This is a genomic window from Streptomyces sp. JLBJ103 (genome assembly GCF_058215575.1).
In genome coordinates this window covers 5,366,123-5,379,708 of the sequence record NZ_CM177089.1, presented here as the reverse complement: position 1 = coordinate 5,379,708, position 13,586 = coordinate 5,366,123, and the positions used below count along the sequence as shown (strand labels likewise).

The 13,586-nt window shown below is 70.8% G+C and carries 15 protein-coding genes; 12 read left to right on the top strand and 3 right to left on the bottom strand.

Annotated elements, in window-relative coordinates; genetic code table 11:
• Positions 1 to 229: 229 nt before the first annotated feature.
• Positions 230 to 2,509, top strand: a complete 2,280-nt coding sequence (locus AC4BEG_RS23740; RefSeq protein WP_490701765.1) for a molybdopterin oxidoreductase family protein — start codon at positions 230 to 232, stop codon at positions 2,507 to 2,509.
• Positions 2,510 to 2,536: 27 nt separating this feature from the next.
• Here AC4BEG_RS23740 and AC4BEG_RS23735 read toward each other — a convergent pair whose 3' ends face one another.
• Complete coding sequence (locus AC4BEG_RS23735; protein WP_490701764.1) at positions 2,537 to 3,511, bottom strand: adenosine deaminase; 975 nt, start codon at positions 3,509 to 3,511, stop codon at positions 2,537 to 2,539.
• A 186-nt stretch (positions 3,512 to 3,697) separates the two neighbouring features.
• Between AC4BEG_RS23735 and AC4BEG_RS23730 the strand changes: the two genes are divergently transcribed.
• A complete protein-coding gene (locus tag AC4BEG_RS23730; protein ID WP_490701763.1) occupies positions 3,698 to 4,339 on the top strand; it encodes a Uma2 family endonuclease in 642 nt (213 codons plus the stop codon).
• Positions 4,340 to 4,415: 76 nt separating this feature from the next.
• A complete protein-coding gene (locus AC4BEG_RS23725; protein ID WP_490701762.1) occupies positions 4,416 to 5,171 on the top strand; it encodes a SanA/YdcF family protein in 756 nt (251 codons plus the stop codon).
• Between the two features lie 73 nt (positions 5,172 to 5,244).
• Here the strand turns inward: AC4BEG_RS23725 and cutA are convergent, their stop codons facing one another.
• Positions 5,245 to 5,568 carry a divalent-cation tolerance protein CutA gene (gene cutA / locus AC4BEG_RS23720; RefSeq protein ID WP_490701761.1) on the bottom strand — a complete coding sequence of 108 codons (324 nt, stop codon included), beginning with the start codon at positions 5,566 to 5,568 and terminating at the stop codon, positions 5,245 to 5,247.
• A 175-nt stretch (positions 5,569 to 5,743) separates the two neighbouring features.
• On the opposite strand from cutA, the gene AC4BEG_RS23715 reads away from it, so the two are divergent.
• From AC4BEG_RS23715 to AC4BEG_RS23700, 4 genes are all read left to right on the top strand, one after another.
• Positions 5,744 to 6,115 (top strand): cupin domain-containing protein, encoded by a 372-nt coding sequence (locus AC4BEG_RS23715; protein ID WP_490701760.1) that lies wholly within the window; start codon positions 5,744 to 5,746, stop codon positions 6,113 to 6,115.
• 428 nt (positions 6,116 to 6,543) lie between these two features.
• On the top strand, positions 6,544 to 6,735 hold the full coding sequence (locus AC4BEG_RS23710; RefSeq protein WP_490701759.1) for a hypothetical protein: 192 nt from the start codon (positions 6,544 to 6,546) through the stop codon (positions 6,733 to 6,735).
• A complete protein-coding gene (locus AC4BEG_RS23705) occupies positions 6,732 to 7,316 on the top strand; it encodes an RNA polymerase sigma factor (RefSeq protein ID WP_490701758.1) in 585 nt (194 codons plus the stop codon). Before AC4BEG_RS23710 ends, AC4BEG_RS23705 begins: the two co-directional genes overlap by 4 nt.
• Position 7,317: 1 nt before the next feature.
• Positions 7,318 to 8,160 (top strand): hypothetical protein, encoded by an 843-nt coding sequence (locus tag AC4BEG_RS23700; protein ID WP_490701757.1) that lies wholly within the window; start codon positions 7,318 to 7,320, stop codon positions 8,158 to 8,160.
• Positions 8,161 to 8,243: 83 nt separating this feature from the next.
• Here AC4BEG_RS23700 and AC4BEG_RS23695 read toward each other — a convergent pair whose 3' ends face one another.
• Positions 8,244 to 9,026: a sulfite exporter TauE/SafE family protein gene (locus tag AC4BEG_RS23695; RefSeq protein WP_490701756.1), complete on the bottom strand. Its 783-nt coding sequence runs from the start codon at positions 9,024 to 9,026 to the stop codon at positions 8,244 to 8,246.
• Between the two features lie 343 nt (positions 9,027 to 9,369).
• Here AC4BEG_RS23695 and AC4BEG_RS23690 point away from each other — a divergent pair, with 343 nt between their 5' ends.
• The 5 genes from AC4BEG_RS23690 to AC4BEG_RS23670 are packed head-to-tail and all read left to right on the top strand — an operon-like array spanning position 9,370 to position 13,555.
• Positions 9,370 to 10,863: an ATP-binding protein gene (locus AC4BEG_RS23690; protein WP_490701755.1), complete on the top strand. Its 1,494-nt coding sequence runs from the start codon at positions 9,370 to 9,372 to the stop codon at positions 10,861 to 10,863.
• Positions 10,863 to 11,309 (top strand): roadblock/LC7 domain-containing protein, encoded by a 447-nt coding sequence (locus tag AC4BEG_RS23685; RefSeq protein WP_490701754.1) that lies wholly within the window; start codon positions 10,863 to 10,865, stop codon positions 11,307 to 11,309. The genes AC4BEG_RS23690 and AC4BEG_RS23685 overlap by 1 nt, the downstream gene beginning before the upstream one ends.
• The gene (locus AC4BEG_RS23680; protein WP_490701753.1) at positions 11,306 to 11,665 is read left to right on the top strand and encodes a DUF742 domain-containing protein; all 360 of its coding nucleotides are present in this window, start codon (positions 11,306 to 11,308) and stop codon (positions 11,663 to 11,665) included. The genes AC4BEG_RS23685 and AC4BEG_RS23680 overlap by 4 nt, the downstream gene beginning before the upstream one ends.
• Positions 11,666 to 11,708: 43 nt before the next feature.
• On the top strand, positions 11,709 to 12,302 hold the full coding sequence (locus AC4BEG_RS23675; RefSeq protein WP_372444794.1) for a GTP-binding protein: 594 nt from the start codon (positions 11,709 to 11,711) through the stop codon (positions 12,300 to 12,302).
• Positions 12,299 to 13,555, top strand: coding sequence for a cytochrome P450 (locus tag AC4BEG_RS23670; protein ID WP_490701752.1), 1,257 nt, complete (start codon positions 12,299 to 12,301; stop codon positions 13,553 to 13,555). Before AC4BEG_RS23675 ends, AC4BEG_RS23670 begins: the two co-directional genes overlap by 4 nt.
• The last annotated feature ends 31 nt before the right edge of the window (positions 13,556 to 13,586 follow it).

Here is a 13,586-nt window from a genome sequence, read left to right as displayed (position 1 = left end):
ACCAGGAAGAGCGGGAGAAGCGGGAGGACCAGGAGGGCCGAGCGGACCCGGCTGGGGCGACGCCGTCATGTAGAGAGCCTGGCAGCTGCGTATTGCGTCGCCGTTGCACCGCGATGACAGGTGGTTGCGCCGACTTCACCGACGGCCGCCGGGCGCGCTGAGGTCCGATTCCCGGAGGTGTAACGCACGGGGACGCGGGCCGTAACACGGGCGTAGCACGCTCGCTCGTATGCAGCACGTTCCTGGGGACGCACCCGCCTCACCCGCCGCCGCCTCCGTCGACACCCACTGTCCGTACTGCGCGTTGCAGTGCGGGATGACCCTGCGGCCGTCGGCCACGGACAGCGGTGTCGAGGTGGTGGAGCGCACCGCGTTCCCGGTCAACCGTGGTGCGCTGTGCGGCAAGGGGCGCACAGCGCCCGCTCTGCTCTCCTCCCGGGTGCGTCTGACCGAGCCGCTGGTCCGCCGCCCTGATACCGGTCGGCTCGAACCGGCCACATGGGAGGAGGCCCTCGACCGGGTCGCGGAGGGCCTGGCGGCCACCGGCCGGGCGTACGGCCCGGACGCGGTGGGGGTCTTCGGCGGTGGCGGGCTGACGAACGAGAAGGCGTACGCGCTGGGGAAGTTCGCGCGGGTGGTGCTCGGCACCTCGCAGATCGACTACAACGGCCGGTTCTGCATGTCCTCGGCCGCCGCCGCCCACCAGCGGGCCTTCGGTCTTGACCGGGGGCTGCCGTTCCCGCTGGCGGACGTCTCCCGTACCGGATGTGTGATCCTCGTCGGCTCCAACCTCACCGAGACCATGCCGCCCGCGCTGCGCTATCTGACCGAGCTGAGGGAGGCGGGCGGACGGCTGATCGTGGTCGATCCACGCCGTACGCGCACGGCCGAGCAGGCCGATCTGCATCTCGCGCCGCGGCCCGGGACCGATCTCGCCCTGGCTCTGGGGCTGCTGCACCTGGTGGTGGCGGAGGGGCGGGTGGACGAGGAGTTCATCGCCCGGCGGACCGTGGGCTGGGCGGAGACACGGGCGGCCGCCATGGCCCACTGGCCGGAACTGGTCGAGCGGATCACGGGGGTTCCGGTGCCCGAACTCCGCCGAGCGATCGGCATGTTCTGCGATGCGGAAAACTCGATGGTGCTCACGGCACGCGGCCCCGAGCAGCAGTCCAAGGGCACCGACACCGTCGGCGCCTGGATCAATCTGTGCCTGGCCACCGGCCGCGCGGGCCGCCCGCGGTCCGGCTACGGCTGTCTCACCGGCCAGGGCAACGGCCAGGGCGGCCGCGAACACGGCCAGAAGGCGGACCAACTGCCCGGCTACCGCAAGCTGGACGACCCGGCCGCGCGCGCCCATGTGGCGGCCGTCTGGGGCGTCGACCCCGATGCGCTCCCCGGGCCGGGGCGCAGCGCGTACGAGCTGCTGGACGCGCTCGGCAGCGAGGTGCGCGGGCTGCTGCTCATGGGCTCCAACCCGCTGGTCTCCGCGCCCCGCGCGGCCCATATCGAGTCGCGGCTGCGCTCACTGGACTTCCTGGCGGTCGCGGACGTCGTGCTCTCGGAGACGGCCGCGCTCGCGGACGTCGTCCTGCCGGTGGCCCAGTGGGCCGAGGAGACGGGCACCACGACCAATCTGGAGGGCCGGGTCATCCTGCGCCGGGCCGCCCTCACACCGCCGCCGGGGGTACGGACGGATCTCGCGGTGCTCAACGGGCTCGCGGCGCGCCTCGGCTGGGAGAAGGGGTTCCCCGAAGACCCGGAGGAGGTCTTCGACGAACTGCGACGCGCCTCGGCGGGCGGCCCCGCGGACTACTCGGGCATCACGTACCGACGGGTCGCGGAAGAGGACGGGGTGTTCTGGCCGTGCCCGGAGACAGGGGAGGCGGGGGCGAGGCCGGGGGCGGGGCTAGGACCGGGGACGGGACGGGCAGCGGAGGTAGGACGGGGGGCGAGGCCGGGTGCCGGAGCGGGTCCGGATGCGGGAGCGAGGGCGGATACGGGGCCGGGGCCGCTGGGCTCCGCGGCCGACGGAACGCCCGCACCCCACCCCGGCACACCGCGCCTCTTCCTCGACCGGTTCGCCACCGCCGACGGCCGGGCCCGCTTCGTCCCCGTCAGCCACCGGCCCGCGGCCGAGGAGCCGGACGCGGAGTACCCGGTGCTGCTCACCACGGGCCGAGTGCTGTCCCAGTACCAGTCGGGCGCCCAGACCCGGCGGGTGGCCGAGCTGAACGAGGCCGCGCCGGGTCCGTTCGTCCAGCTGCATCCGTTGCTCGCCGACCGGCTGGGCGCCGCGGAGGGCGCCCCGCTCGCGGTGGTCTCCCGCCGCGGCCGGACCGTGGCCCCGGCCCGGATCAGCCGGGACATCCGGCCGGACACGGTGTTCATGCCGTTCCACTGGGCGGGGCCGGGCCGGGCCAACACGGTCACCAATCCGGCGCTGGACCCGGTGTCGCGGATGCCGGAGTTCAAGGTGTGCGCGGTACGGGTGGAGTTGGCGGAGGACTGACGCCTCCGCCCCCACCGCTCCGTTGGGCTACTCGAGTTCTTTCAGGTACGCCGCCCGCGTCTCCTCGTCCAGGAAAGCGGCGCGGAAGGAGTTGCGGGCCAGGGTGCGCAGGGTGGCGTCGTCGAGGCCGAGCGCCTTCCGCACGGCGGTGTAGTTGTCGCCCACGTAGCCGCCGAAGTAGGCGGGGTCGTCGGAGTTCACCGTCACCAGCAGCCCGGCGTCCAGCATCGCGGACAGCGGGTGGTCCTCGAGGCGGCCGACGACGCGGAGGCGGACGTTGGACAGCGGGCAGACGGTCAGCGGCACCTGGTCCGCGACCAGCCGCGCGACCAGGGCCTCGTCCTCCAGGCAGCGCACACCGTGGTCGACCCGGTCCACACCGAGGACATCCAGTGCCTCCCATACGTACGCGGGCGGCCCCTCCTCCCCCGCGTGCGCGACACACTTCAGCCCTGCCTCCCGGGCCCGCGCGTACACCTCGCGGAACTTCGACGGCGGATTGCCGACCTCGGCCGAGTCCAGGCCGACGGCGGCGATCCGGTCCAGGTGGGGCCGGGCCGACTCGAAGGTCTCCAGGGCCGACTCCGCGCTCTTGTCGCGCAGGAAACACATGATGAGTCGGGTGGTGATGCCGTAGGTCTCCTGCGCGGCGTCCAGGGCCCGCGACAGGCCCTCGATGACCGTGCCGATGGGGACCCCGCGCTCGGTGTGCGCCTGCGGGTCGAAGAAGATCTCCGCATGCCGTACCCCCTGCTCACGGGCGCGGGCGAGATACGCGTTCGTGAGATCCGCGAAGTCGTCCTCGGTGCGCAGCACCGCCATGAGCGCGTAGTACAGGTCCAGGAAGTCCTGGAGGTCGGTGAAGGAGTACGCGGCCCGCAGCTCGTCCTGGGTGTCGTAGGGCAGCACCACACCATTGCGCTCGGCGAGCGCGAAGGCGAGTTCGGGCTCCAGGGTGCCCTCGATGTGGAGGTGGAGCTCTGCTGTGGGGATCGGGGGCACGGCTTGATCACACCTGTTTCTCGGTCGTACGGAACACTTCCAAGGCTAGGCGGAATCAGCCTGATCGCTCGTACGAGGTAACGCGCTCGCATACCCGGTCACGGCACGGGCCCGTCGCTGACGTGAGGGCGAGAGTACGCTCTGTAGCAGATTGAGGACAGCGTGACCGCGATATTGGAGCGGCCGATGACAGCAAACGCCCCGGACGCCGAGGGGCCCTTGACGGGCTATGAACACCTGCTCCGGACCACGGAGGAACTGGACACACCGGACGGCTTCAAGGCGGAGCTCATCAGGGGGAAGATCGTCGTGTCGCCGTGGTCGAGGCCGTTCTACAAGCGATTCATGAAGCTGCTGCGCGAGCAGCTTCAGATCCATGCGCCCGAGGGACATGACGCTGACGTGGCACCTTTTCTGTTCAGCTTCCCCACGTCCGAGCGCGCCTACGGACCGGACCTGCACGTCGCCGACGAGAAGGCGTTCGAGACGGATGGGCGCCATGTCGACGGCGAGGCGCTGTCCCTCGTCGCCGAACTGACCTCCGTCTCCACCCGGGACGTCGACTGGCAGGAGAAGCTCGCGGTCTACGGCCGCCATGTGCCCGTCTACCTCGTGCTCGACATGGGAGCCGAGGAGATCACCGCCTTCTGGAACCCGTCGAACCGCGGTTATCTCGCGCGGGCCACCGTTCCGTTCGGAAAGCCTCTCCAGATCCCGGCGCCCTTCGACTTCGACCTCGACACGACCGGTTTCACCATCCCCGAGAAGACCGCTGAGGACACGGCCGAGGACGGGCCGCAGAGCCAGGGAAGCGGCTCCGCCGGGTAGTCCGGCGCAACCGGGACGGCGCGAGCGGCGTCACTCATCGCGACGGCTGTCGGGGTGAGACGGGGCGGGGGAACGGATGCGGCGCGCGGGGGCGCGGTTCGAGCGGGTGCGGTGGGTGGCCACGGCGCCCTGGTACCGGTTGCGGCGGCGGCTGCGGAGGGTGTTCCGGCGGCGTACGCGGCGGGAGCAGCGGCGCCTCTTCCAGATCTGTGTACTGCTGTGTGTACTGGCGCTGCTTCCCGCGACCTGGTTGCGGCTGAGCACCGAGGACCGGGTCCGTACGGTCGCGGACGTACCCGCGGCCCCGGTCGGGGTGGTCTTCGGGGCGGGGCTGTGGAACGGCTCGCCGTCCCCGTATCTGGCGCACCGGCTGGACACCGCGGTACGGCTCTACCGGGACGGCAAGATCCGCGCGCTGCTGGTCACCGGGGACAACAGCCGACGCGACTACGACGAGCCGGACGCGATGCGCGCCTACCTCGTCAAACGCGGTGTTCCCGAGCGGCGGATCGTGCGCGACTACGCGGGCTTCGACACCTGGGACTCGTGCAGCCGCGCCCGGCGGATCTTCGGGGTGCACCGGGCGGTGTTGGTGAGCCAGGGGTTCCATATCCAGCGGGCGCTGGCGTTGTGCGATGCCGCGGGGATCGACGCGTACGGGGTGGCGGTCGATGAGCCGCACGATGTGACCTGGAGCTACGGCGCGCTGCGGGAGATCCTGGCGGCGAACAAGGCGGCCCTGGACGCGGCCTTCCGGCCCGATCCGGAGTTCCTGGGGCCGCGGGAACGGGGCGTCGAGGAGGCGCTCGCCGCGGGCGGCGACCCCCGCTGATCTCGCTGATCAGGGGCGATCGGGGCCGGGGCCTTCGCCCCGGGGGTCCGGGCCCGGGGCTTGGCGCTGCCGCTCAGTCGATCGTCGTCTCCGCGACCACCCACGCCAGGTAGTCCTCGCTGCCATTGATGATCGGCGTGGCGATGACCTCCGGGGTGTCGTAGTCGTGCGCCTCCCGGATGTGCGCCTCCAGCTCCTCGTACCGGGCCGCGGTCGTCTTGAACAGCACCTGCCACTCGGCCGCGGTCTCGATGACCCCCTCCCAGCGGTACACCGACGTCACGGGCTGGCTGATCTGCGCGCAAGCCGCCAGCCGCGCCTCCACGGCCCCGCGCGCCAGCGCCTCGGCCTTCTCGGGGGTGTCGGTGGTGGTCAGGACGGTCAGATAGTCGGCCACGGCTGCTGAACCTCTCTCCTGGGCGGCCACGGGTCTCCTGGCGGCCACGGGCCTTCCCCGCCTTCTTGGGGCTCGGGACCCGCGACCCGGCCTGTGAACTGGCGCGCACCACGCTAGCCGGTGACGATTGAGGGAACCCGCCGACGAGCAGACCAGGCCGATCGAGGGGCACTCAATGGATGACCTCACCGCGCTCGCGCGCCACCATCTGGACCAGGCGAAGTCCGATCCGCACGGGCGCAGCGCACATCTGTTCCTGCACGACGGGCCGCTGCGGCAGAGTGTGATCGCGATGGTCTCCGGTTGTGAGCTCGACGAGCACAACGCGCCCCCGGCGGCGAGCCTGCAAGTACTGCACGGGCATGTCCGGCTGACGAGCACCGGCGGCGAGACGACGGATCTCATCGCGGGGCAGGTGCACCGCGTCCCGCACGAGCGCCATGGGTTGCGTGCGCTGGAGGACTCGGTGGTTCTGCTGACGGCCGTGACCGCGACCGTCGGCTGTCCGACGCCCGCCGAGAACGCCGAGAACAGGGCCTCCGCCTGACGGCCTCCGCCTGACGACCTCCGCCTGACGACCTCCGCCTGACGGTCGACTCGGCGGGAGCTAGCTGTGGTTGGCCCGCCCGGCATTTGTGATCTACGACACACGACCGGCACGAAGTGGGCCCGAAGTGCGACTCGCCGCCGTTGCTCGAGACGAGAACCAGGTGGCACCCGGCGCGCAGAGGCGCAGGTGAGAGCGGCAGAGCGGGATACCTGGGCGGTGTCACCCCGAGCCCCCGCGGCGCGCGACAGGGCATTGATTCGAACAAGAGTGACTCCCCGGTTACGTTTGCATAGGGAAATCTAGGGGGGAGTTCAACGTTTGGCGCCTCGGGCCGATTAGCTGGTGATCGAGGACAAAGACGCCCTCCAGCGCCCCAAGGGGGGACCAGGCGCTGCCAATTTGCAAACAAGAAGGGCCTTGCACACGTGACTCACGAAGTCGCCAACAGCGCGCTGGCCTCGGCTATCGCGCTGCGCGTGTTCATCCCGGACGCCAGGGCACTGGCCCGCCGATTGCTCGGCGCCGGGGTTCGCGTGGGAGCCGCAGCCTTGCTGGAGGGCCGCGACGGCACCACCCCAACTGCCCGCGCCGTTGGTGAGGATGGTGGCCGGGAGTGAGTGACGAGCACACTTCGCAGTCCCGGCCCGCCCTGATGGTCCAGCTGCCCCAACTGCCGAAAGCTTTCTGGGCCTTCCACGACCAGTACTACGGCGCCTACCGCCGCTACGCCCACCTGCATCTCGGGGATGCGCACGCGGCCGGTGAGCTGGTCCACCGGGTGCTGATGCACCTGGCCATGAACTGGGCACACCTGATGGAAGAGGCCAACCCCGCGGCCTCCGCCTGGGCCCTGCTCAAGGAAACCGTCGCGGGCGAGCTCAAACTCCAGGGCCGTCAGCCCGCGATGCCCGAGACGGCCATCCTCCAACTGGTGATGCGCGCGGTGCTGGAGTCGAGCCGCCATGAGTTCGAGGTCATAGAAAGCGCTCTGGGCCTGTACCCGGCGATAGCGCGGCTGCCCGAGAGGCAGTTCGACGTCCTGGTGCTGCGGCACGTCCTCGGCTTCTCCACCGACACCACCGCCCGCATCATGGGAGTCACCGAAGCCACCGTGCGCTCCCACCGCCATCTCGCCCGCCGGAAGGTCGCCAAAGAACTGGGCATAGCACTCGATGCGGACTGCGACGATGAGGAGTGACATGACACCGCCGCACAACGTCGACAAGCTCCTGGCCGACGCCGAGATCCTCCAGAACGAGTACGACGACGAGGACACCGCCGCCTCCCGCCTGCGCATCGAACGCGAAGTCGCCGACACCTGGTGGCGCAGCGCCCTGCTGCTGGAATCCTCCGCACAGCGGGTCAGGTCCGAGCTTCCCGAGGACGCTCCCCGGGACCGCGCCCGGGTGTGCACCGCCCAGCACGAACAGGCCGCCTACGACCTGCGCAAGCTGTCCACCCTGGTGATCCGCGACACCCGCGCCGCTCACCACATCGCCCTGCTGGCCCGGTCGTGCCGCGTCGAACCCGCCAGCGCACTGATCTTCGCCTGTCTGCTGCACCTTGCAGACCGGGAAGGGGCCCAGTTCTGGTGGCAGTTCTCGGCCGGCGCGGGCAGCGCCACCGCGGCGCTGTGCCTGCACCTGATGCACACGCAGCGCGGAGAACTCCGGGACGCCGAGCACTGGGCACATGAGGCGGCCTTCCTGGAGGACCTGGAGAACCAGTCCCGCCCCGATGACGACCTGGTGTGCCTCCTGCGACGGCCGCCCCGCCAAGGGCACCGCGGCACCTGGTACACCCCCCGGTCCATGATCCAGCGCACCATGGCCATCCTGCACTCCGGAGTCGCCGCCGGCACCCGCGTCGTCGACTCCCCCGCCCTTGCCGCCCCACCGCTGTGCCGCTCCCTCGCCGTGGCTGTCCAGCGGCTGGAGGCCAAGTCCGACGACGACTACGGCACCATTCCCAAGGCCTCCTTCGAGCTCGCCGCCCGCCTGCTCGCCGCCCGCCTGGACGACTGCGCAGTATCGTCCCTTTGACGCCCGGCCGATATCCGGCCCGCGACCGTGCACATCCGACGATCAAGCACCGCCTCGTCGGATGTGCACGCATTGCGTACGCGTCAGGAAACCCACTGGTCGTACCCCAGCTTGCAGACCAGCGAGACCACGACCACCACCAGCACCCCGCGCACAAAGCCACTCCCCCGCTTCAGGGCCATCCGCGCACCCACCATGCCGCCCGCGAGGTTGAAGCAGGCCAGGACGGCGGCCAGGCGCCAGAGGACGCTGCCTTGGAGGCCGAAGGTGAGGAGGGCGCCCACATTGGTGCAGACATTGACCACCTTGGCGGTGGCCGATGAGGTGACCAGGTCGGTGCCGAGGGTGGCGGCCAGGGCGAGGACGAGGAAGGTGCCGGTGCCGGGGCCGATGAGGCCGTCGTAGAAGCCGATGCCCAGGCCCACACCGAGCACGGCGGTGAGCATACGGCGACGGGACACGGGGCCGCTCAGGGCGGGGGCGGTGCCGAAGGCGGGGCGCAGCAGGACGAACGCGAGGACCGCCAGCAGCACGGCCATGATCAGTGGGCGGAGTACACCGCTGTCGATGCCGGAGGCGAGATACGCCCCCGTGAGCGAGCCGATGGCGGCGGCCACGCCGATACGGATGGCGATCCGCAGATCCAGGGGCGCTTTACGGGTGTAGGTGACGGCGGCACCCGTGGTGCCGCAGATGGCGATCGCCTTGTTGGTGCCGAGGATGAACGTCGGCTGGAGATGCGGGAGTCCGACCAGTAGGGCGGGCAGCATCAGCAGGCCCCCGCCTCCCACGACGGCGTCGATCCAGCCGGCCGCCGCCGCGGCCAGACAGAGCAGGAGCAGCGTCGTCAGGGGTATGTCAGGCATGATCAGGAGCCTAGAACGGCCCCGGACGGCGGGACGGCGAGGGCCCCGGACGGCGGGTTGGCGAGGGCCCTCGGACGGCGGCGGCACCGGTCCGGGGCTTGCCATCGCGAATGACATCGCTCACGCCGACGGCGGGACGCGCACCGTCCGGACCAGCCCCGCGGGCGGCGCTCGCCTGCTGTTGAGGCTGCCCCGGGCCGCTTTCCGGCACCAACGCGGCGTCAATGGACGGTTGCCCGCTCCGTCCATAACGGTGAGAGTTTGGCAACTACCTGACTCTTCTGATCAGTTGGTCAGTAGTATCTGCCCGTTCTTGGCCGTGTCCCGGATGGAGGTGTCATAGGTGCTGTCGGGGGCGGAGGCCGTCGCCGTGGCCGTATCCGCACTGTTGGCGCTGGTGTTGTTGCTGTGCCTGATATGGGTGTCCCGATTGCGCAGGGCCGTCCGCGAGGCACGGGCCGAGACCCAACGGGAACAGGCCGTTTCCAAACGAGAACGCGCCAACTCCGCGGAGCAGAGGGCCCTGGCCGCCGAGCGCGAAGAAGAGATGACGCGCCTGGCGGCCGTACAGGCCGATCGGGACGAGGCGGCGCGCCGGGAGCGGATCCTGCGGGACTCGGTGCAGGCGTCGTTCGAGTCGGTGGCGCGGAACATGCACGCCATGTCGATGGTGCAGCAGCAGGTGCTGGACGGCCTCGGGCAGTATGTCCATGACGCCCGGCTGATGGCCGAGGTGATGAAGGCCGACCACGCCGCCGCCCAGATGACCCGCAAGGCGCAGACCCTACTGGTGATGTGCGGGATCTGGCCGGCGCGGCGGGAGACCCGGCCAGTGACCCTCTTCGACTGTGTGCGCGGGGCACAGTCGCGGATCCTGGAGTTCGGCCGGGTGGAGGTGCACGGCGGGCAGAGCCTCTATGTGGTGGCACCCGCCGTCGAGGGCCTGATGCACACCGTGGCCGAACTACTGGAGAACGCCACCGTCTTCTCCCCCTCCCGCACCCAGGTGGCCGTCTCGATCCGGGAGGTGGCCGCGGGCGCCGTCATCGAGATCGACGACGCGGGGCTCGGAATGCCGTCCGATGTCCTGGAACAGGCCTATGGGCAGTTGCGCGAAGGGCTGGATCTGGCACAGCTGGGCGCGGTGCCACGGCTGGGGCTCGCCTGTGTCGGACGCTGGTCGCGGGAGCTGGGCTTCCGGGTCGAGCTGTCCACGGCCTCGGCGTACGGCGGGACCCGGGTGGTGGTCTTCGTTCCGCACCGGCTGCTGACGGAGTTCACAGTCGGCGCACCGGTGTCGGACACCGAACCGGTCGTGGTGGAGCCCGTCTCCCTGGCGGTCGATCCCCCCTCCGTGGACAACGGGGGCGACGGGGGCGACGGGGCGGCGAGTGCCACCGAGCCGGATACGGCCACGGAGCCTGACACGGACGCGGGCCCGGGTCCGGGCACGGTACGACCAGGGGGCCCGGCCGCCACCGGGCTGCCCCAGCGTCGCAACCGCCGTCGTACGCCACCGGCACGGACCGCCGCGCCCACTGCCACCGCACCGACCGCCGCCGCACCGGCCACCGTCGCCACCACCTCCGCGTCGGACGCGTCGGACGGCGACAGTTGGACACCCGAGGCCGCCCGCGCCTCCGTCGCCAGTGTGGTCGCGGGTACGCGCCTCGGTCGGGACGAGGTGACGCGGTCCCTGCGAACCGGTGCCGCGGCCGGTGCCGCAGCCGGGTCCGCGAGCCGTACCGGAGCCGGTTCCGGGGAGCGGGCACAGGTTGCTGATCACGACCCGAGCCGGGACCGAGAAGACCAAGAGGATCGAGAAGGAGGCCAGTAGTGGCCGGAACCATATCCAGGCTGCCCGACGTTGGATGGATGCTGCGTCCCCTGACCCAGATACCCGGGGTGCGGCATGCCGTCGTCGTCTCGGAGGACGGTCTGCGCATGGGGCACGGCTCCGCCGAAGGGCTGACGGGCGAGGTGTCCCAACTCGGCGTCGCCGAGGCCGAGTCGCTGGCCGCCGCCTGTGCCGCGCTGACGGTGACCAGTCAGTCCACGGTGTCGCTGCTGTTCGGCGACGAGTCGGGGGTGCGACAGCTGATGATCGAGTCCGACAGCGGGTTCGTCCTGTTCACCTCGGCCGGTCAGGGCGCCTCCCTGGGGGTGGCCACCGACACCGAGGCGGATGTCGGTCTGGTGGCCCAGCAGATGCAGGTGCTGGTGGCGAAGATCGGCGCCCATCTGAGCAGTCAGCCGCGGGAGCCGATCAGCCCGGCGTCATGACCGATCCCGGGGAGGAACGGACCACGGCCGCGGTGCGCCCCTATGTGATCACAGGGGGGCGCGCGGGTTCCTCACGGGATGCTCTGCCGCTGGAAACGCTCGTCATGGCCTCCGGAAGCACACTGCCTCCGACACTTCAGCCCGAATACCGGCGGATCGCCCATTTCTGCCGGGGGTTGCTGTCGGTGGCGGAGGTGGCGGCGCACCTGGGTCAGCCACCGGCCGTGGTGCAGGTGCTGCTCGCCGATCTCATCGACTGGGGGCACATCGTGGCGCGCCCGCCGATCAGGGCGGCCGAGCGTGCCGATATGGACTTGCTGAGGAAGGTGCTCAATGGGCTTGAGAGCAAGCTCTGAGATCTCGATGGCCGATACGGACGACACAACGGAGCCGGGCGATATGGACGGCATGGACGACACCCCCGTCATGTATGTGCAGCCCAGCGTGTCCGGCGCGGCCAAGATCCTGGTCGTCGGGCCGATGGGGGTCGGCAAGACCACGCTGATCGGCACGGTGTCGGAGATCACCCCGCTCTCCACCGAGGCGACGATGAGCCGGGCGGGGGCGCGGCTCGACACCGTCGTCCGGCCGTCGAAGACCACCACCACCGTGGCGCTGGACTTCGGACGGATCACGCTGGGTGGCGAGTTGGTGCTGTATCTCTTCGGCACCCCGGGCCAGCAGCGCTTTCTCCCCGCGTGGAAAGACCTGGCGCGCGGTGCGCTGGGCGCGCTCGCGCTGGTGGACACCCGCGATCTGGAGGCGTCCTTCGATGCCATCGGCCATCTGGAGGACCTGGATGTGCCGTTCTCGGTGGCGGTCAACGCCTTCCCGGACAGTGCGCTGCACAGCGAGGAGGATCTGCGGTCCGCGCTCGATCTGCTGCCGCACACCCCGCTGGTGATCTGTGACGCCCGGGAGCACAAGTCGTCGGTGCAGGCGCTGATCTCGCTGGTGTCCCATCTCATCGAGACCGTAGCGGAGGCGCCATGACGGCCGTGTCCCGCCGGGTGCCGCTGTACGGGGCGGCGCTGGAAGGGCCGATGACCGAGCTGTACGAGCGGATGCGGCGGGAACATGGCGCGGTGGTCCCGGTGGAGATCTCCGCGGGCATCGAGGCATGGCTGGTCATCGGCCACCGCGAACTGCTCCATCTCACCCGCGACGAACAGTACTTCTCCCACGATCCGCGCCGCTGGACCCCGCTGCGCGACGGCCGGGTGCCGACCAACTCCCCGCTGATGCCCCTGGTCGGCTGGCGTCCGGCGCTGCTGTTCGCCGACGGCCAGCAGCACCGCCGGATGCGTTCGGCGGTGGTCGACGCGCTGGGCCGGGTCAACGGCCATGAGCTGATCCGTACGGTGCGGGCCACGGCGGAGCGGCTGGTGGCCGGGTTCGCCGGGCGCTCCCAAGCCGATCTGGTGGAGGAGTACGCCCGGATCCTGCCACTCCAGGTGGTCACCGAACTGCTCGGTCTTGACGAGGAGAACGGACCGCGGCTGGTCGAGGCCATCAGGGATGTCGCCAACTCCCCGACCGTGGCCGCCACCAGCGCCAACCGGACCATGGGCCGCATGCTGCTGGAGCTCATCGCGGAGAAGAAGCGGCGGCCGGGCCCGGATCTGACCTCCTGGCTGCTGGCGCACCCCATCGGGCTCGGCGACGAAGAGGTGCTGCACAACCTGGTCGTGATCATCGTCGCGGGGAATCAGACCACGGTGAACTGGATCGCCGAAACCACCCGGGTCCTGCTCACCGATCCGGCGTTCCGCTCCTCGCTCGCCCATGGCCAGATGACCGTGGACGACGCACTCGACCTGGTGCTGTGGCGCAATCCGCCGACCGCCAACTTCCCCGGCCGCTACGCCACCCGCGATCTGCGCTTCGGGGGTCAGGACATCCGGGCCGGGGACATGCTCATCCTGGGTCTGGCGGGGGCCAACGCCGATCCCGAGGTGCTGCCCGCGGACGGCCGTCCGGTCGCCGGCAACCGATCGCATCTGGCGTTCGGCGCGGGTCCGCACACCTGCCCGGCGCGGGACCCGGCCCGGCTGATCACCCGCACCGCGGTGGACACCCTGCGCCACCGGCTGCCCGATATGGAGATCGCGGTGCCGGAGGAGCAGTTGCCGTGGATCACCTCGCCCTGGTCCAAGGGGCTGGCCGCGCTGCCGGTGCGGTTCTCCGCACCCCAGCTGGCCGCCGACGCCCCGGCCGCCCGGAGCACCCCCGAGCACCGTGTGTGACGCCAACCGTGTGGGACACCAACCGCGTGTA